Origin of the sequence: Pseudalkalibacillus sp. R45 (genome assembly GCF_052246725.1) — a bacterium.
Lineage (GTDB): Bacteria > Bacillota > Bacilli > Bacillales > Fictibacillaceae > Pseudalkalibacillus.
Map to the genome: position 1 here is coordinate 126,811 of NZ_JBQQCL010000008.1, position 17,218 is coordinate 144,028.

Genomic DNA, 17,218 nt, shown 5'->3' on the forward strand with positions numbered 1-17,218 from the left:
GTTTATGACACTTCGTTTTGGACCAGCCCCGAATCTTATACACTTTCAATAAGGTTCTTTCTCTCTCCTTTAATCCTTTCTAGCTCACGACGTTTTTGTCCAGCTTGTTCCTTCAGATCGGATACCAGACTGGATATTTTGCGGTACTGGGTCTTCGTCTGTTGCAAGGAGTCATCGATTCGTCCTTGTACCATCCAGTCAGCGATAAGACCATCGAAGAAGAAATCTGCGAATTTCAATAGACCTGGAATATCGATATGGATGTCAACTTCGTCGTTGATATCGGCTAGTTCCTTTTGAAAGTGTCGCATTCGGGTTTGGGCTTGATGAATGTACTCGGTTGCTTGATCGATATGATTATGTTTAATTGCACCTGAAATTACGCCACCGCCAAACATATCTAGCGTACCCCAACCTTTGGCTTTTTCGAGCTCCGGATTCCTATTTGACCGAGATGTACGTAACAAACTATGAACGTGCATCTGGCGGGGCGTCCTTGCTAGATCATAATGAATTGAAAGATGAACGTTTGACGGCTGTTTCCAAATTTGCTTTAGGAATGGCACGCGATTTCGATTGGGCGAAAAACACGTTCTGGAAATTACAGAAGAATTATTTTTTACAAACCAATGGTGATTTGATTTCACGAAACAACGTGATGCGTAGCGAATCGAAGTTTCTTGAATATGAGGCTGAAAACGACAACGACGTTCTTCAGGAATATTTCGTCCCAGTCGATGCATTTGCAGCTTACACCGGTGATTTGCGAAGCGTTTTGTCAGAGGAAGAGCTCAACCTTTTGAACATTACAGTACGGTACGTGAACCATGATGAAGGACCGGTATTGTCTTATTCTGATGAGGAGATGTTCGCGCTCGTCCTGCTGATCAACCAGGGATTGTCTAAGGAAGGACAGATGGAAACGAAAGCAATCGTGCAGAAGATGATCGATGTGACGTTGGAGCACGGGGGAAGCTATTATTTGCCTTACATGCCTTATCCGACGAAAGAACAAATGCTGCGTGCGTACCCACGGACAGAAGAATTTTTTGAGAAGAAAAAACAGTACGATCCAGATGAACGGTTCACTAACTTTTTCTACGAGGAGTATGAACAATGAATAAAGCAAAATTAAAAGGATTGGTCATTTCACAAAGCAGCGTGTTTTTTGCGAGCAGTCTGATTTTCCCGTTCTATATCCTGTTCATTAAAAATGTAGGATCGAGCTTTGCCCAATTTGGACTCTCCTACGGGCTTTTCGGGTTAAGCTCCGCTCTTCTTCATCCTGTCATCGGCAAATTGTCCTCCCGGATCGATCATCGGTTGTTTTTACTCGTGAACGCCTGGGGGATGGCCACCGTGCTCTTGTTTTTCCCGCACGTCTCCAGTATTGGACAGGTATATGTCATCCAGCTCTTTCTCGGGATGTTCGGCGCACTCCAAAAACACGGAGAGAAAATCATGATTGCGGAGCTCACTGATGGATCGGAACGCGGAGTAAAGATTGGAAACTACCATTTCTGGACGTCGATCTTCTCAGCGTTTGCAATCATCGCTGGCGGATATCTCGCAGACTACTTGACCATCAATATCATCTTTTATATGAGCTCAGTGCTCTATTTTGTGAGCGGCCTTGTTGTCCTGAATATAAGGAATCATAGTGAAAAAATTAGAGGAACAGAGATTTTTGTCGAGAAGTAGGTTGGGAGATTTTACATATTTGGGGTGTTGTGATGTTAGGAGAAAAGATGAAAGTCAGGGGGAAGGACTTTCATGTCGAAACGTATGGTTCAGAAGATAACCCTGCCCTTCTCTATTTGCATGGCGGACCTGGCGAGACGTGTTATGATTTTACCTTCAACCAGAAAGAAAGATTGGAAGATTCGTTTTATATTGTTTCTATTGACCAAAGAGGCGTCGGTCGATCTGAAGCGATTAATGAAAATGAGAAATTCGGATTTCAAGATTTGGTTGAGGATTGCGAGGCTTTGAGAAAAAAGCTCGGAATCGATCGCTGGTCCATTTTGGGGCATTCTTTCGGTGGGTTTCTTGGCCTTTCTTATGTGATCAATATCCGGAATCCATTGATCGAGCGATTTTCGAGTGTCCGACATTCGATTTTGGCTTGACGTCGAAACAGCTGTTGCGGAAAACGGCAAAGCTCTTTGAGAAATACGGATTGGATGATTTGAAAAAACAAGCGTATGAACTGATTAACAGTGGTGTGTCCGTTCGGGAGTTGACTTTAGGATATCATGAATTAAGTGATGAACTCGGTGATAAACGGATGGAGATCTACAGGTACAAAGAATGTCCGACTGATTATTATGCGTATTACTCAGAGGATGAGTGGGAAACTTTTTTCGACAATTCCGAGCGCCATGGGGCTTTGTTGATGGAAGAAGGTCTAGTATTTGAGTCTCTTCTACCGAAGTTGAAAGAAGTGAAGGTGCCGATGATGTTGATGACGGCAGACCATGATGCCGCAACATGTCCGCACCATATTGCAGCCTTCAAGCAAGATGCGGAATACGGTAAGATCGTTCATTTTGAGGAGTGTGGTCATACACCGCATTATGAAGAGGCAGACCGGTTTGCGGAAATCGTGAAAGAATATCTGCTGGCAGCGAAGACTGTTTGAGTGACCTTAAGCAGGTTGCTCTTTTTTGTTTTTGTAGGTAACTTTTCATTTTTGTAGATAACATTTGCGCTTATCCTGAATTTTTTTGTTTTCTTTAAGTACAAAAAAGGAAGACAATTATTAAAATTGTCCTCCACTCTATCCTTTTATAAAGCTTTGACCATGCCGCCGTCGACGAGGAAAGATTGTCCTGTAACGTAGGTGTTTGCTCCTGATCCAAGAAAGACGACCATTCTCGCAAATTCTTCCGGTGTCCCATAGCGTTGAAGCGGGATTTTCTTTTCCGTATTCTCCACATGCTCTTCGTATGGAATCCCAAGCTGTCCCGCCCGGATTTCATCAAGTTCAGCGACCCGATCCGTACCGATTCGTCCAGGTCCCACCGTATTGATGAGGATCTGATGCTCAGCAAGCTCCTGTGAAAGACTCTTCGCAAGGCCGACGATTCCCGCCCGGAACGTGTTCGATAGAATCAAGTTATCAAGCGGCTGTTTAATTGATGATGAAGCAAAATTGATGATGCGTCCGCTATGCTGCTTTTGCATGTGCGGAAGCACTTCACGGATCAGCCGGATGAAACTCAACAGGTTGAGCTCGAACGATTTCTGCCAATCTTCATCCCTCATGTCTTCAAAACGTCCTGCCGGTGGGCCTCCGGCGTTGTTGATCAGCACATCCACAGTCCCATTCTTTTCAACAGCAGTGTTGACTAGATTTTTGATCTGCTCATAATCCGTGATGTCACAAATGGTATAATCGACGTTTTCATTGCGTGTCTCCTGGAAAATTTCTTTCTTCGCCAGTTGAAGCTGTTCTTCATTGCGGCTTGCGATGAGGACATGCGCCCCTTCTCTAGCATATTCCATCGCCGTTGCTTTCCCTAGTCCCTTGCTTCCGGCGGTTACGATCACACTTTTACCCTTCAATTGTAGATCCATTTTCGCTTTCTTCCTTTCTTCCCTTTAAGTCTTTGACTGGATTGATGAGTGGGCGGAAACCATCGATATGGCATTCAACGATATCTCCATCCTGGATTACGACTGCTCCAGGTGTTCCGGTTAAAATGATATCTCCCGGGAGAAGGGTCATCACTTTCGAATGGGAAACTGACAAGATGATGCGGGTTGAACGTCATGTTGTGCACTTTGTTTTTCCGATGGGGTTCCCCGTTGATCACCGTCGATACTTCCAACTCAGACAGATCCTCAATTTCATCAGTGGTAACGAACTCAGGTCCGAAGCTGAAAAACGTATCGAAGCTTTTCGAACGGGTCAAGTACCTCGGGTTGACCTGTAAAATATCTTCCGCTGTCATATCGATGATGGTTGTATAGCCGGCGATATAGGAATCCGCCTCCTCCTCGGATACATCTTTGCACGTTTTACCGATGATGAGGCCCAACTCTGCTTCTGCTGTCGTCCGCTCAGATTGGTTCGGAATTTTAATCGGATCTCGAGGACCGATAATTGTCGTATCAGGCTTCATAAAACTGGCCGGCTCTGACGAAGGCGCTTTTTCAAGAAGATCTGAAGCGTGTTCGACATAGTTGAGACCGATTCCCCAGATCTTTCGCGGGTGACGGTAAAGTGCTCCAAACTCCACACCCTCAATCGGATGACCGAGATCAGAAGCCAGCCGCTCTACATCGACGGAACCCCACCAGTTTCCGAATGTCGCCAGTGCTTCAGGCTGAATCAATTCAAACAAGGTTTCAGGATGATCAAGATTCAAGTAACGGTTGATGTCTGATAGTACGATCACCTTATCGTCTACGAGGACAGCAGCCCTTTCTTTATCCCCTAACAAGATTGTTGCCAAACGCATTTTTCCACCTCCTGTTTATTTTGCTGAAAGCGGCGTTTCAGACGAAGTTGTTTTTTTCAAAAAGACAGTTACGATGAGTAGAATCAGGGTACCAATCCCAATCAGATCGGTGATCACCCCAGGATAAATCAACAGCAATGCTCCGACACATGTAATGATCCGCAGCCATCCGGGTACACGTTCATTGATGTATCCCTCTACTGTGACTGATAACAGGAATACTCCGAGTAACGATGTGACTGTAATGAGTAGAACAGTGGTAATATTGGCTTCTATCATCAACATTTCCGGTGAAAAGACGAACATGAACGGTACGATGAAGCCTGCAATCGCAAGTACCATCGCTTGTACACCTGTCTTGTTCGGATTTCCTCCACTGATGCCAGCACCAGCAAATGCGGCGAGCGCAACAGGAGGGGTGATATTCGCAAAAATCCCGAAATAGAACACGAACATATGCGCAACGAATACAGCATTCGCAGTGTTTCCGGTCAATTCCTGGAATAACGGTAATTGCAATAGGATCGGTGCTGCCATCGTACTTGTGATGATATACGTCGGGATACTCGGCAATCCCATTCCTAAGATGATCGAAGTGACCATTGTCAAAGCGAGCGTGATAAGCAACTGGATAAGCGGACTGTCAACTGCTGCCCCAATGCTGACGATGCTGTTCGCGATTTCAAGTGCTACACCAGTTAAAGAAGCAATACCGACTACGATTCCGACAGCACCACATGCGAGTGCAACCGGGATTGTCGTTCTTGCCCCATTTTCAAGTGCTTCAACACAATCTTTGATCCCCACTTCGTCCGCTTTGATTTTTAAAAACTTTCGCCACACGTTGATCGCCGCAGGAATCGCAATGATGAGTACAAGTTCCCACCAGTCGCCACGCAACGATCCTCCTGATAACGCTGGGCCGAAGATCAATCCGAGAGAAACAGCCGACATGACCGCAAGCATCCGTGAAGACCCAGCGATGATGACGGTGGCGATGATCGACCAGAATGCCGCGAAAAATGGTGTCTTTCCTGAGAATAGCAGGTACAAGAGAATGAACATCGGAATCAAGAGATGTCCACGTTCAACCATGACTTCTTTCACACGCGGAAGTTCTGCCTTCGGAATCCCTTTCAATCCCCTTTTCGAAGCTCGGAAGTGGACTTGCAACAGAATCCCGATGTAATAGAGCAACGCCGGGATGATCCCAGCCAGGATGACCTTCGTATAAGGGATGTTGAGGTTTTCAGCCATGATGAAAGCTGCAGCCCCCATGATCGGCGGAAGGATTTGTCCACCGACACTGGCTGCTGCTTCCACAGCTCCAGCAAACTCTCTTTTATACCCGATCTTTTTCATGAGCGGGATTGTAAACGTTCCGGTCGTCACGACGTTCGCAATCGCTGAGCCATTGATTGAGCCAAGAAATCCGCTCGCAAGCACAGCCACTTTCGCCGGTCCGCCCTTCGTATGGCCTGCTACAGCTAAGGCGAGATCGTTGAACAGCTGACCCATTCCAGACTTTCCAAGGAAAGCGCCGAATAAAATGAAAAGAATGATATAAGAAGCCGAAACGCCGATTGCCGTTCCTAACACACCCTCGGTAATATAGACGAGTTGAGCGATGATCTGTTTGGACACACTCAAAACGACAGGACTGGTCAGCACTGGATAGATCGACAGCTTGACGTGGAATCCATAAGCAAGGAATCCAAGGCCTAGTATGACGAGCCCCCATCCAGTCACACGGCGTGTCAGCTCCAGCAAAAGGATGAGCGCCAATACTCCGACATAAAAATCGGTATCATTGATCCGACCCCCGGTCTGGATGATCCGTTCTGCTGTCATGATCATGTAGATTCCGACAAATATAGAGAGTCCAGCCGTAATGTAATCAAAAATAGGAACGGTTCCTTTTCCTTTCTTTTTAAGGATCGGATAGATCAAGAAACCGATCGTCATCAATGTGTAAAGATGAATGCTGCGTTGTTTTACGTCAACAAGTGCACCTGCATAGGAAGTGTATAAATGGAAAATGGAAAGTGCAGCGGCTGCTATTGTAATGAACCATAACACCGGTTTTACGATAGAGGTCCTGATGTTGCTTTCCCGGTCGTATTTTTCGACCACATCTTTCATTTCTTCTGCCATGATCTCACCTCAGAACGAGTAAAAGTTTTTGTGACCATGCTTGGACAACCGGCATGGTTCTTGTTTCGATGATGTAGGATGCACCTGGTTCAGCCATATCGATGCTTTGTTCACCAGCGATGAACTTATGTGCAGTCGTTTTTCCTGTACGCACCCGAAGTTCGTCACCGATTTTACGATCAATGCCGACCATATGCACCCACCCATCTTTTATATACGTATCATTGCCTGCGCTGCTGGGAACTCCAGCACCGAAGGTCTTGAATCGAGTTCCCTCAATGTATATTGCATCTTCTTTAACTTTGAAAAATTCTTCCCACAATTCCTTTTCAACCGAGTGCTGCCATTGGATTGTAAACGTGTTTTCTGCTGCAGCTGGCAGTATTGCTTTGATATCGGTATCTGTTTTGAGGATCAGGTATGTCTTGGGCGTACATGACAAGGCGATTCCGATGATAATCACCGCCATCAGAAAGGATCGAATCCTCATTGTAAAAAAAGGGCACCTCCGTGATGCCCTTCTTCCTCGTTCTATTCAGTGATACCCTGTTCTTCATAGAACTTCTTCGCTCCAGGGTGAAGGTCGACGATCAACCCTTTCGCAATTTCATCCCGGTCTAGTTGCTTCAAAGCACCAACCGCAACTCCATCGGTACCGAGATATTCGTAATAACGCTTTGTCAAATCATAAACGAGGTCTTCACTCAAATCCGGTGGAACGATGATCATGTTCTGGATTCCGACTGTTGTCACTTCTTTATCCAGACCATATGCTGCTTCATCACCAGCGGGTATTGTATATTCTTTATAGAACGGATATTTTTCCATAAGTTTGGATGCGAGATCGTCTTTTATCTCGACAAAATTCACGTCTGTCTGCTGCATGAGATCAGTAATGTTGCTGTTCGGAACTCCGGATGTGAAGAAAGCTGCATCAAGGCTCCCATTCTTCATCTCCTGAACGCTGTCCGCATAACCTGTATGTGTCACTTTGGAAAGGTCATCATATGTCAACCCGGCGGATTCAAGCACTTTCTTCGCACTTTGTTCAACACCAGAACCGACTTGTCCAACTCCGACCTTTTTACCTTTAAGGTCCTCAATCGATTCAATGTTGCTTCCTTTCAGAGCAACCACCTGGACGACGTTCTGGTACATGCCTGCAATTGCAGTGATTTCGACCTTATTTCCATCGAATTGCCCTTTCCCATTGATCGCATCATAAGCTACATCACTCATGACGATTGACATCTGATTAAGGCCATCCTGGATATTCTGGATGTTTGCTACCGATGCACCTGTCGATTCGACTGTCACGTTGGCCACATGATCGCTTTCTTCAAAAATCGGCTTCAAGGCTCCGCCGATCGGATAATAGACACCAGAAGTACCACCAGTTCCAAAGACGATTGATTGAGCATCACCCGAACCACCATCGGATCCGCCGTCTCCTCCGGAACCATTGCTGCATGCCGCTATCAACATGGATAAGGCTAGTATGAATGTAAATATGAGTTTTCTTTTCAAGTGTTTTCCCTCCCATAAGATCATTGTCCTAATGGTAGCGTTTTCACAAACATTTTTGAATATTTAGAACATATTGGACATTTTGGTCATTTTGGTCACTGCGGGATTGGAAGCATTTTTGTAGATATTTTCTTATTTTTTGCAGCAATAGGAAAAAACTCATTAAAGATGGGTTTTGACCGTGAGTAAAGCATGTTCGTTTTTGATAAGCTATAATAATGGTAAATCGTTACATAGAAAGGGGCTAGCATGATGTTGACGTTGATCAGGAACGGGGAAGTTTACGCTCCAGACTATCTAGGAAAAAAAGATCTCTTGATTGTGGATGAAAAAATCGGGTTTATTAATGACCAAATTGAAGTACCGGATGGCTTTTTTTCACAAAACACGAAGGTAATCGATGCTGAAGGAAAGATTGTAGCCCCTGGATTCATCGATTCCCACGTTCATATTATCGGCGGCGGTGGTGAAGGAAGTTATAAAACACGGACCCCTGAAATCATGTTGACTGATGCAACCCTATCTGGGATAACAACACTGGTCGGGGTAATCGGGACGGATGGGACGACGCGCACGATGGCCAGCCTGGTTGCGAAGGCAAAGGCCCTTGAAGAAGAAGGAATCAGCTGTTACGTACAGACCGGGTCCTATCAAGTTCCTGTCAAAACATTGACTGGAAAAATCGAAGACGACATCATTCTTGTCGATAAAATCATCGGGGCCGGTGAAATCGCGATTTCAGACCATCGTTCATCACAACCGACCGTTGAAGAGTTAGCCCGGATCGCGTCTCAAGCTCGAAACGGCGGCATTTTATCTGGGAAAGCAGGACTCGTCAACGTCCATGTCGGTGACAGCCATGATTGCCTGAAAATCATTGAAGAAGTGATCGAGACGACGGACCTTCCGATTAAGCAGTTTTACCCTACTCATATCAATCGGAACAAACATCTGTTTGAGGCCGGTATGGAGTATGCCAAAAAAGGCGGTTACGTGGATTTTACGACCAGCACGATCCCCCAATTTCTTGAAGAAGGTGAAGTCAGATGCAGCAACGGTCTGAAACGCATGCTTGAGGCAGGAGTGCCGATCGAGCAGATCACCTTCACCTCAGATGCTCAAGGGAGTTTACCTGATTTCAGTCCGGATGGAGAGCTAAAAGGCCTTAAAGTCGGTAATGTATCCAGTTTGTTTGCTGCGGTAAAAGAGGCGGTCTTAAAAGAAGACATTCCATTAGAAACTGCTCTTAAGGTGATTACGTCAAACCCTGCACACATCCTTAAATTGCATCGTAAAGGAAAAATCCAATCTGGTTTTGATGCAGACCTTGTCCTTTTCGATAAAGAAACTCTTGAGATTGGGATGGTCTTTGCGAAAGGGAAAATGATGGTGGAGGATCAGAAAGCGATCGTCAAAGGAACTTTCGAATAATAAAGAGGAAGGGGCTGACCTTAAATGTGTCAGCCCCATTTTTACAACCTTATTTACTTGATTGAAAACTCTTCTTTACTCAACAAGTCTTCTGGTTTCTTGCCGATTTCATCACTGTGGAAATAGTCACGGACTACCCCATCCTTAAGGAAGTTGGCAATTGAAACCATGATCATCCCCTGGTCAAGTGCAAGGTACGCTTGTGTAACTTCTCCTGTTTCAGCGTTGACAGAATCAAGGAATCCATATTTACTGTACGCGTCCATATCCTTTAGCTTATGGATGTTTTTCATCGCTTCATCTGTCGCATATTCCAATCCTAAGAAGGTGGCATGCGGAGTGACGACGTGGTCTTTTTCATAACCCATTACGCCTAAAGGTGTTGCAGCAAATTCTGAGTAACCATCTGGTGTAGCAGCTGGGGACATCCCCCAGACGTCATAGCCTTGCTCTTTCGCGTATTCGATTTGGAGGTCAACGTGGCGCTGGTTGTTCAAACCGAGTGCATTTTTTCCGAGCTCTTTTTCTTTTAAAACGAGTGACGGCATCAAGCCTTCAAACATGCTTCCGCCCCAGCTCGGAACGAATTTTTTACCATTATAAGTGTAGTGTCCTTCAAATACTTCAACCCCATCATAGGTTTCTGTATATCCCTCTGGCGTTTGCGATTGCCAATCGTATTCTGCTGGCGGTGTCCGTTCCATCTTCCACCAGTGTGTTTTCGGTGCATCTCCTTTACCGATGGCAACATAACTTGCAACACGCGGTTCGGTATAGAACGTTCCATAATGATGTGCCGTCATTTCTCCAGTCGCTACGTCATAACCGCCCCACATCTGTCCGACTTCAGGGTCGTACAATTGCGTGTAGTCCATTTCTGCTACAAGCTTGCTTGTTTGATCATTTAAATCCGGATAGGCTTGTCCGACTGCGACTAATCCTGCCGAAAGCCAGCCATTATCCACTGTGGAGATGAATTGGCCCCAATCCTTCATTAGCGATCCATCTTCAGTGAAATACCAGTTATAATAAAGGCCGTTCCATTTTTCAAGAGTCTTCAATGTTTGGAGTGATTTTTCAATTTTCGCAACCGCTTCTTCTTCAGGAATGATTCCAAGTTCATCTGCCGCAATTGTGCTCATATAATACATTCCGATGTTTGTAGGTGAAGTGTATTCCTTCGTATCCACCTCTCCATCAACTCGAACAGCGTCATAAGGTAATCCTGTCGATTTGTCTGTGAAGTCTTCGAAATAACGATAGGTCTGTTTGGCGATTGCCTTCAGCTCCTGATCACGAGCAACTTCAGTGCCCTCTGGAGATGCTTCCGTCTGTGAACCCCATGGAATGCACAAACTTGTTAATAACACGGTTGTTACGATGACTGACATTAGTTTCTTCATACACACTCTCCTTTTAAAATAGCTGTTTTCGCAAACTTTGTTGCTCTTGCACTTAAAGAAAGTATTAAATACTTTCTTCAGTATAAGGGCAGCTAAGGCTCGACCTACAAAAGGCTTGGTCTCGCCAAGTTTTCTTTAAAAGTCGTTGATTTCCGCTCCAGGATGCTCGCTTTCCGCGGGGCGTGCGGTGAGCCCACTCGTCGCTTTGCGACCTCAGGAGTCTCCTTTTCAAGGAAGCATTTGTGCTCCTGCGTCTACAAGAAAGTCCTGTCGAAGCGAGCTTCCTCGTCGCATGCCTTGCGAGGAGATTATTCAGGTAGTAGGCACGCTGATCCTGCAGGACAAGAAAAGCTCCGGCAGCGTTACATCGCACGAAGAAAATGCGATTTTCATTTTCGAGGAGTCTCGCACCTTGCTCTCCAATCAACTTGCACAAAAGGTGGTTGGCCAGAAGCAACAATCTTTAAGAAAAAAGCTTTTAAAATAAATACTTGTGTTCGAACTTCATGGCGGTGAAACGTTTCGATAAAAATTATACATTCATTGTATGTAAGCGTAAACATTACTTTTGTAGCAATTTTTCGAAAATAAAGATAATACTGATATACCAATAATGAATGAAGTTTACTTTATTGCTGGATGAAAACTGAGATGTTGAAACGTTTCATCTACATGCAATATACACTTTTGTGGACTCTGTTCGATGATACAAGAAAATCACAAAAGAACCCTGAAAGAAATCCAATATATGAACTTGAAAGATGCTAAGGAAAAACAATATAAGTACTTTTCAAAAAGAGGACAACCCGAAAAAAGAATATTACAATGAAGTGGTTGGGACAAATAAACTTTGTTCAATAGAAAACCCGAACAATTTGTCCGGGTCACCTTTAGGGGCAATATGAAGGTTCCGCTTCGTCAACATCCTTCGCTTTCCGCGGGCACGGCCTCAGCCTCCTCAGAAAGCAAAGACCGCTTTCTTGCGGGGTCTTCGACTCGTGCTGTTCCCGCAGGAGTCTACGGATGTTGACTACGCTTTTCGTCTTTCATTTTATCCATTATTTTTTATTGTTCGTCTTTCTGTTGGCAGTTATAGTTTCGTTCCAGCCTCTCTTTTTTCTATCCTTTTTGAAGAATATAGGATATAACAGTACGGTTTTTTAGACGTAAAATGGTTTTTTTAATCTAAAACCCGATTTTTTAGACTTGACCACAAATTCTACCTTATTTTCATAACCGAATATTTAATTATCTCTACAATTCAGGACCGAAACGCTACAAATTTGAAATTATCTCTACAACTCCGGAATTATCTCTACTACTCCGAAATCATCCCTACAACTCCGGAAGCGGAGCAACTTCATAGGATTGATCATTTTTCCGTTCCGAACACGATGTTGTTCTGTTTTCTAGCGTTTTCCGTAATTCTCAAGACACCTCGGCTTAGATCAACCAATTTCCGGTATACTTCAGAATCATTCGTTTCAATGATTCTTGTGAATTCCACTATTTCATAGATCATGTCATTATCATGAAGGGATTCTCCTAGTCTTTCGCTCTCTTTTGTTTTCCGATCAACCAGCGAAATCTTGTTGACTGGCGCTACATGATCAAGGACGAGCGAAACATCTTCTCCGTGTATTTCCGATGAAATGAACGAATGTGAAATTTTCGAACACAGGATTGTACACACGAATCCGTCATAATCCATGACAAGTGTGCCGCTCCCATCAACACCGCTTTCCAACATGACCGGATGATAAGAAACGTTATCAGGTTCACCGAATAGATAAACTGCTAGACTGATCGGATATACACCTAGGTCAACGAGTACTCCACCAGAAAATTCAGGTGAAAAGATGTTGGGTCTTTCCCCTTTTAAAAACAGATCATAGCGTGACGAGTATTGGAGGTAATGGAACATCGCACTTCGGAGAGTTCCAGCCTCCTCTACCTGCTGCTTCAGGATTTTCGCGTTCGGTGAATGGATGTTTCTCATTGCCTCGAACAAAAACACACCGTTTTCTTCCGCAATTTGATAGGCAACTTCCAATTCAGTCGTATTAGAGAAAATCGGTTTTTCACAGATGACATGCTTTTTGTGCTTCAAAAAGAGCTTGGCATGCTCATAGTGATGGGAGTTTGGAGATGCAATGTAGACAGCTTCGATTTCTTCATTTGCTGCCATCTCCTCAAGGTCATCATAAGCATATGGAGCATGATAGGTATCAGCCATTTTCCTGGCATTTTCATGTGATCGGGAATACACGGCATTCAACGTCATTTTCCCGCTTTTTTCAGCCGCTTCGATGAACGACTCTGTAATCCAGCTCGTTCCTACTGTTCCGAATTTCATAAATATCCACCGCCTCGTTTTACTTTCACACTATGATACTAGAAAGACCTACTCATTTTCGATTGATTTGCACTTGTTCATGTAACTTTTTCGGAGCTGTTCGATAATAAGCTTCAAGGATATAGTCGGCTACTTCATCCCAATCCACTTCCTCGAGGGGGAAGGTCGTCCATCCATGTTGCCCAATATATGCTGATTTACGGTATCCAGGCTGTTGGATCAGCAATTCCTGTGTCGACTTCAGGGTTTTGATTGAAAGGGAAGGATGCTCTTTATCTTCCCCTAAGATGACGAAAGGTTTGTCCTTTACTCTGAAAGATGTGTGGCCGAATCCGTCCACCTGCTCTTCCACTTGCGGAAAACGAGTGGAGATCGTTTTAATCATTTCATATAGTTCATTGAACGTAACCACCATGTTCAGTACCTCACTTTTTCCACTAGCTTGTAGCGGTTGATTGGGCGCCCGACCCCACCGTACTGGACGTCAAGTTCGACTTTCCCCGTTTTGCCCAAGTAATCCAAATATCGCCGGGCTGTGACTCTTGCAATCCCTACTCCATCTGCTGTTTCTTCCGCTGAGAGAGAAGTTTCTTGCTTACTTAAATACTGCAAAGTTTGCTTCAAAGTCTGGTGATTGAGTCCCTTCGGCAACTCTTCATCCGATTTCACACCTTCAACTGGAAGATTATCTGTAATCTGGATCAGCCGATCAAGATCCTCTTGGCCAATCTTTCCGGCTTCAGACAATTCACTGTGCATCAAACGGTAGTTTTCGAGTGCCTTCTTGATACGCGTGAATTTGAAGGGCTTGATGATATAGTCGATGGCTCCATTCAGCAACATCGTCCGAATCGTATCCTTGTCATTGGCAGCCGTTATGACAAGGACATCGATGTTCATCTGCTGTGCACGAAGCTCTTTCATCAAATCAAGGCCATCTTTTTCCGGCATGAAAATATCGAGAACAATTAAATTGGGCTGTAATGATTTTGCGAGTTCCAACCCATCTTTTCCATTACCTGAAGTCGCGATCACCTTGAACCCATCGACGCGTTCAATGAATTGCTTGTTAACCTCTTGGACCATAGGATCATCTTCAATCAACAAAACGTTAATGTCCGGATACTTGTTCATGTGCAATTCCTCCTGGTTTCATCGGAAATATCAGTTCAATGCTCGTTCCTTCTCCATGGATACTTTTCACCCGGGCAGAACCTTCGCCCTTTTCAATCACATTTTTGACGAGGTAAAGGCCGATTCCCGATCCCTTGTTGCCTTTTGTCGTATACCCTTTCGTAAACATGCTCGCCTGGGCCTCGTCCGTCATTCCTTTCCCGTTGTCTTCCACTGACAAATACAGTTGATCGTCGGTTTGCGAAAGATGGACTTCAACTAGTTTCGTATCTCGTTCAAACCCAGTGAAAGCGTCAAAGGCATTTTCGATCAGATTTCCCAAAACCAATACGAAATCGTGCCTGTCTAAAAGTCCAGGAAATGATTTCAAACGGCTTTCCGGAGAGATCGTCAACTCGATATCGAGCTCTTTAGCCCTGCTGATTTTACTCAGCAAGAGACCCGCGATACTTTCATCCTTTACCTGCTTCGATAAAAACCTTGTTAGTGTTTGCTGCTCTTCTTGATTTTCAAACAAGAAGTCGAGAGCTTTTTCTTTTTCATTCAACTGGATGAGCCCAGCAATGGTGTGGAGACGATTCATATGCTCATGGTTCTGTACGCGGAGAGCATCGACAAATGCCTTGACTCCAGTAAGCTCTTCCGCCATTGAGGTCACTTCGGTCCGATCCTGGAACACTTCTACCGCACCGACAATTTCACCATCAACCAGAATCGGTACTCGGCTGCTCATGATAATTTTCTCATTGATCCTGATCTCTTCTCTATACATACTCTTTCCATCTGACAACACCTCGTTCAGCTTGGATTCTGGAATGATTTCATCAATGTGCTCCCCAGCCACCTCTTCATCCAGGTTTAGGATCTTTTTCGCTTTATCATTGAAAACCGTAATGCATCCGTCTCTATCAATGGCTATAATCCCTTCGTTCATCGCCTGCAACGTTGCTGTCCGTTCTTTTAAAAGTCTCACAATCTCATAGGGTTCGAGTTGGAAGGTCTCCTGTTTCAAATGTCTTGCCAACAGCCATGAACCGATAATACCGAACACTAAGGTTAATACAGCAATGACAGCCATCTGATGTTTCAGCTCGCCAAGGACTTCCCATAAAGTCGGCTGAATGATACCGACGACTACAGTTCCGATCTGCTCCTTTTGTTCATTCATGATTGGCACGAACGCCCTTACAGCCGTACCAAGTTCCCCCTCGGCTTTGGATGTATAGCTATGTTCTGCGAATGCAGGTCCTTCATCTTTTCCAGCAGACACAGTGCCAAGCCTGTCTTCGTTCGGGTGGGAATAACGGATTCGGTTCATATCAAGGACGACGATATAGTCAGCGTTATTGATTGTGCGGATCCGTTCGACAATCGGGTTGATTTCAATCCACCCTCTCGACTCGGTGACCCCAGATTGCACTTCAGGCAAATTCGCGACCGTCCTTGCAGTCAATAGAGACCGATGACTAAGATCCCGTTCTTTCATCTCATAGATGTTACCAGTCAAAATGATTCCACCGATAAGCAGGGAAAATAAGACGATGCCGAATGATAGAATTGTAATCTTCCAACGAATTGGTAAACGTTGTAATGACATCAGTCCTCATCCTCCCTTGTAAATTATCAATATTGTACCATGAGAAAGCGATTGTGATACACTATTGAAAAGGATTGCCCGGAGGTGAGGCTTGATGAAGACCGTTATTTGGGTTGCATTGTTGATCACAGTCGGAATCGTGACAGCCGTCTTCGTCGGCTTCGATTTTTCCACGTCTGCGGGTACAAAGGAATTTGATGATGAACAGAACGGTTTGAAGGATCGAATCACAATCAAGTTCAGTCATATCTATTCGGAAAACTCCCCTCAAGGACAGGCTGCAAGATATTTTGCCAAACGTCTTGAGGAAAGGACCGACCATCAAGTTGAAGTAGAAATCTATCCAAATGCTGTCCTTTACAATGAGGAGGAGCAATTGCGTGCGTTGCGGGAAGGGAACGTCCAGATGATTGTACCCTCCATCTCAGAGCTCACCGCAGAATACCCGAGATTCCAAATACTCGACCTCCCATTTGTTTTTACAACTCATGATCTTGTAAAAGAAGCCTATGATGGAAAAATTGGTTCCCGCCTATTAAAGGATATTGAGGATGAGCATATGAAGGGGCTGGATTTCTGGTTCGGAGGCTATAAACAGGTGACATCCGATAAGAAGCTCGTCAAATACCCATCCGATTTCAAAAGGATGCATTTCGGGATCATGGATAGTCCGATCATCAAAGGACAATTCAACTTATTAGGCGCTAGTACAAGCGTCGTGAACTTTAACAGGATTTATCGAGATCTTGAAGTGAATTTTATAGAAGGACAAGAAAACACGGTGTCTAATATATACACGAGAAAGCTTTATCAAGTACAAGACTACCTCACTGTAAGCAATCACGCGATCATGAGCAACATCATCCTCATCAACAAGGATCTTTTGGATGAATTACCTCCTGAGATCCACGAAGAAATGAAGGAAGCGATGAGTGAAACGACTGCTTGGATCAGTCGCCACGCCATTGAAATCAATGACAGACAGATTCGTCAGCTGAAGCGTGATGAATCGATTCAAATACATCTGTTGACGAAAAATGAACGTATAGCCTGGATGGAAAGACTCAATCCCATCTATTCCAACCTAGAACCGGTACTTGGAAAAGAGTTGGTCGATGAAATCGATCGAATACGGAATCAATAGGAGGAG

The 17,218-nt window shown here is 44.6% G+C and carries 17 protein-coding genes and 1 pseudogene; 6 read left to right on the forward strand and 12 right to left on the reverse strand.

All coding sequences use genetic code 11. The annotated features are described in order from the left end of the window. Positions 1-35 precede the first annotated feature (35 nt). A complete protein-coding gene (locus tag ACTWQL_RS15080) occupies positions 36-467 on the reverse strand; it encodes a hypothetical protein (RefSeq protein WP_443143256.1) in 432 nt (143 codons plus the stop codon). Between ACTWQL_RS15080 and ACTWQL_RS15085 the strand changes: the two genes are divergently transcribed. From ACTWQL_RS15085 to ACTWQL_RS15095, 3 genes and pseudogenes are all read left to right on the forward strand, one after another. Continuing rightward, on the forward strand, positions 455-1,120 hold the full coding sequence (locus ACTWQL_RS15085; RefSeq protein ID WP_443143257.1) for a D-arabinono-1,4-lactone oxidase: 666 nt from the start codon (positions 455-457) through the stop codon (positions 1,118-1,120). The two genes, ACTWQL_RS15080 and ACTWQL_RS15085, sit on opposite strands and share 13 nt — an antisense overlap. Beyond that, a complete protein-coding gene (locus ACTWQL_RS15090; RefSeq protein ID WP_443143258.1) occupies positions 1,117-1,701 on the forward strand; it encodes an MFS transporter in 585 nt (194 codons plus the stop codon). The genes ACTWQL_RS15085 and ACTWQL_RS15090 overlap by 4 nt, the downstream gene beginning before the upstream one ends. A 47-nt stretch (positions 1,702-1,748) precedes the next feature. Further along, positions 1,749-2,641: pseudogene (locus ACTWQL_RS15095) on the forward strand (alpha/beta fold hydrolase). Positions 2,642-2,787: 146 nt separating this feature from the next. Here the strand turns inward: ACTWQL_RS15095 and ACTWQL_RS15100 are convergent. The 6 genes from ACTWQL_RS15100 to ACTWQL_RS15125 form a co-directional block, all read right to left on the reverse strand. Further along, positions 2,788-3,579 (reverse strand): SDR family oxidoreductase, encoded by a 792-nt coding sequence (locus tag ACTWQL_RS15100; protein ID WP_443143259.1) that lies wholly within the window; start codon positions 3,577-3,579, stop codon positions 2,788-2,790. Further along, positions 3,557-3,730, reverse strand: a complete 174-nt coding sequence (locus tag ACTWQL_RS15105) for a fumarylacetoacetate hydrolase family protein (protein WP_443143260.1) — start codon at positions 3,728-3,730, stop codon at positions 3,557-3,559. Before ACTWQL_RS15105 ends, ACTWQL_RS15100 begins: the two co-directional genes overlap by 23 nt. Beyond that, positions 3,654-4,466 (reverse strand): fumarylacetoacetate hydrolase family protein, encoded by an 813-nt coding sequence (locus ACTWQL_RS15110; RefSeq protein WP_443143261.1) that lies wholly within the window; start codon positions 4,464-4,466, stop codon positions 3,654-3,656. Before ACTWQL_RS15110 ends, ACTWQL_RS15105 begins: the two co-directional genes overlap by 77 nt. Before the next feature lie 15 nt (positions 4,467-4,481). Next, a complete protein-coding gene (locus tag ACTWQL_RS15115; protein ID WP_443143262.1) occupies positions 4,482-6,620 on the reverse strand; it encodes a TRAP transporter permease in 2,139 nt (712 codons plus the stop codon). Positions 6,621-6,624: 4 nt separating this feature from the next. Beyond that, a complete protein-coding gene (locus tag ACTWQL_RS15120; RefSeq protein WP_443143263.1) occupies positions 6,625-7,089 on the reverse strand; it encodes a DUF1850 domain-containing protein in 465 nt (154 codons plus the stop codon). Between the two features lie 62 nt (positions 7,090-7,151). Further along, positions 7,152-8,147: a TAXI family TRAP transporter solute-binding subunit gene (locus tag ACTWQL_RS15125; protein ID WP_443143264.1), complete on the reverse strand. Its 996-nt coding sequence runs from the start codon at positions 8,145-8,147 to the stop codon at positions 7,152-7,154. Positions 8,148-8,399: 252 nt separating this feature from the next. On the opposite strand from ACTWQL_RS15125, the gene iadA reads away from it, so the two are divergent. Continuing rightward, the gene (gene iadA, locus ACTWQL_RS15130) at positions 8,400-9,578 is read left to right on the forward strand and encodes a beta-aspartyl-peptidase (RefSeq protein ID WP_443143265.1); all 1,179 of its coding nucleotides are present in this window, start codon (positions 8,400-8,402) and stop codon (positions 9,576-9,578) included. 53 nt (positions 9,579-9,631) lie between these two features. Here iadA and ACTWQL_RS15135 read toward each other — a convergent pair whose 3' ends face one another. Next, positions 9,632-10,981 carry a glucoamylase family protein gene (locus ACTWQL_RS15135; RefSeq protein WP_443143266.1) on the reverse strand — a complete coding sequence of 450 codons (1,350 nt, stop codon included), beginning with the start codon at positions 10,979-10,981 and terminating at the stop codon, positions 9,632-9,634. Positions 10,982-11,273: 292 nt separating this feature from the next. Between ACTWQL_RS15135 and ACTWQL_RS15140 the strand changes: the two genes are divergently transcribed. Beyond that, positions 11,274-11,468: a hypothetical protein gene (locus tag ACTWQL_RS15140; protein ID WP_443143267.1), complete on the forward strand. Its 195-nt coding sequence runs from the start codon at positions 11,274-11,276 to the stop codon at positions 11,466-11,468. Between the two features lie 885 nt (positions 11,469-12,353). Here the strand turns inward: ACTWQL_RS15140 and ACTWQL_RS15145 are convergent. From ACTWQL_RS15145 to ACTWQL_RS15160, 4 genes are read right to left on the reverse strand one after another with little or no spacing between them, the layout of a single operon-like run. Beyond that, entirely contained in the window at positions 12,354-13,337 is a 984-nt protein-coding gene (locus ACTWQL_RS15145; RefSeq protein ID WP_443143268.1) for a Gfo/Idh/MocA family protein, read from the reverse strand. A 52-nt stretch (positions 13,338-13,389) separates the two neighbouring features. Continuing rightward, positions 13,390-13,752, reverse strand: a complete 363-nt coding sequence (locus ACTWQL_RS15150) for an MmcQ/YjbR family DNA-binding protein (RefSeq protein WP_443143269.1) — start codon at positions 13,750-13,752, stop codon at positions 13,390-13,392. Positions 13,753-13,754: 2 nt separating this feature from the next. Then, positions 13,755-14,471 carry a response regulator gene (locus ACTWQL_RS15155; protein WP_443143270.1) on the reverse strand — a complete coding sequence of 239 codons (717 nt, stop codon included), beginning with the start codon at positions 14,469-14,471 and terminating at the stop codon, positions 13,755-13,757. After that, entirely contained in the window at positions 14,449-16,068 is a 1,620-nt protein-coding gene (locus tag ACTWQL_RS15160; RefSeq protein WP_443143271.1) for an ATP-binding protein, read from the reverse strand. The genes ACTWQL_RS15155 and ACTWQL_RS15160 overlap by 23 nt, the downstream gene beginning before the upstream one ends. Positions 16,069-16,162: 94 nt before the next feature. On the opposite strand from ACTWQL_RS15160, the gene ACTWQL_RS15165 reads away from it, so the two are divergent. Continuing rightward, the gene (locus ACTWQL_RS15165; RefSeq protein ID WP_443143272.1) at positions 16,163-17,212 is read left to right on the forward strand and encodes a DctP family TRAP transporter solute-binding subunit; all 1,050 of its coding nucleotides are present in this window, start codon (positions 16,163-16,165) and stop codon (positions 17,210-17,212) included. Positions 17,213-17,218 lie beyond the last annotated feature (6 nt).

What these genes read in the sequence shown, in the direction of transcription:
- ACTWQL_RS15085 (WP_443143257.1), top strand. Translation starts at nt 455, where the DNA reads ATGTACGTAACAAACTATGAACGTGCATCTGGCGGGGCGTCCTTGCTA.
- ACTWQL_RS15090 (WP_443143258.1), top strand. Translation starts at nt 1,117, where the DNA reads ATGAATAAAGCAAAATTAAAAGGATTGGTCATTTCACAAAGCAGCGTG.
- ACTWQL_RS15100 (WP_443143259.1), bottom strand. Translation starts at nt 3,579, where the DNA reads ATGGATCTACAATTGAAGGGTAAAAGTGTGATCGTAACCGCCGGAAGC.
- ACTWQL_RS15105 (WP_443143260.1), bottom strand. Translation starts at nt 3,730, where the DNA reads ATGACCCTTCTCCCGGGAGATATCATTTTAACCGGAACACCTGGAGCA.
- ACTWQL_RS15110 (WP_443143261.1), bottom strand. Translation starts at nt 4,466, where the DNA reads ATGCGTTTGGCAACAATCTTGTTAGGGGATAAAGAAAGGGCTGCTGTC.
- ACTWQL_RS15115 (WP_443143262.1), bottom strand. Translation starts at nt 6,620, where the DNA reads ATGGCAGAAGAAATGAAAGATGTGGTCGAAAAATACGACCGGGAAAGC.
- ACTWQL_RS15120 (WP_443143263.1), bottom strand. Translation starts at nt 7,089, where the DNA reads ATGGCGGTGATTATCATCGGAATCGCCTTGTCATGTACGCCCAAGACA.
- iadA (WP_443143265.1), top strand. Translation starts at nt 8,400, where the DNA reads ATGTTGACGTTGATCAGGAACGGGGAAGTTTACGCTCCAGACTATCTA.
- ACTWQL_RS15135 (WP_443143266.1), bottom strand. Translation starts at nt 10,981, where the DNA reads ATGAAGAAACTAATGTCAGTCATCGTAACAACCGTGTTATTAACAAGT.
- ACTWQL_RS15140 (WP_443143267.1), top strand. Translation starts at nt 11,274, where the DNA reads ATGCCTTGCGAGGAGATTATTCAGGTAGTAGGCACGCTGATCCTGCAG.
- ACTWQL_RS15145 (WP_443143268.1), bottom strand. Translation starts at nt 13,337, where the DNA reads ATGAAATTCGGAACAGTAGGAACGAGCTGGATTACAGAGTCGTTCATC.
- ACTWQL_RS15150 (WP_443143269.1), bottom strand. Translation starts at nt 13,752, where the DNA reads ATGGTGGTTACGTTCAATGAACTATATGAAATGATTAAAACGATCTCC.
- ACTWQL_RS15155 (WP_443143270.1), bottom strand. Translation starts at nt 14,471, where the DNA reads ATGAACAAGTATCCGGACATTAACGTTTTGTTGATTGAAGATGATCCT.
- ACTWQL_RS15160 (WP_443143271.1), bottom strand. Translation starts at nt 16,068, where the DNA reads ATGTCATTACAACGTTTACCAATTCGTTGGAAGATTACAATTCTATCA.
- ACTWQL_RS15165 (WP_443143272.1), top strand. Translation starts at nt 16,163, where the DNA reads ATGAAGACCGTTATTTGGGTTGCATTGTTGATCACAGTCGGAATCGTG.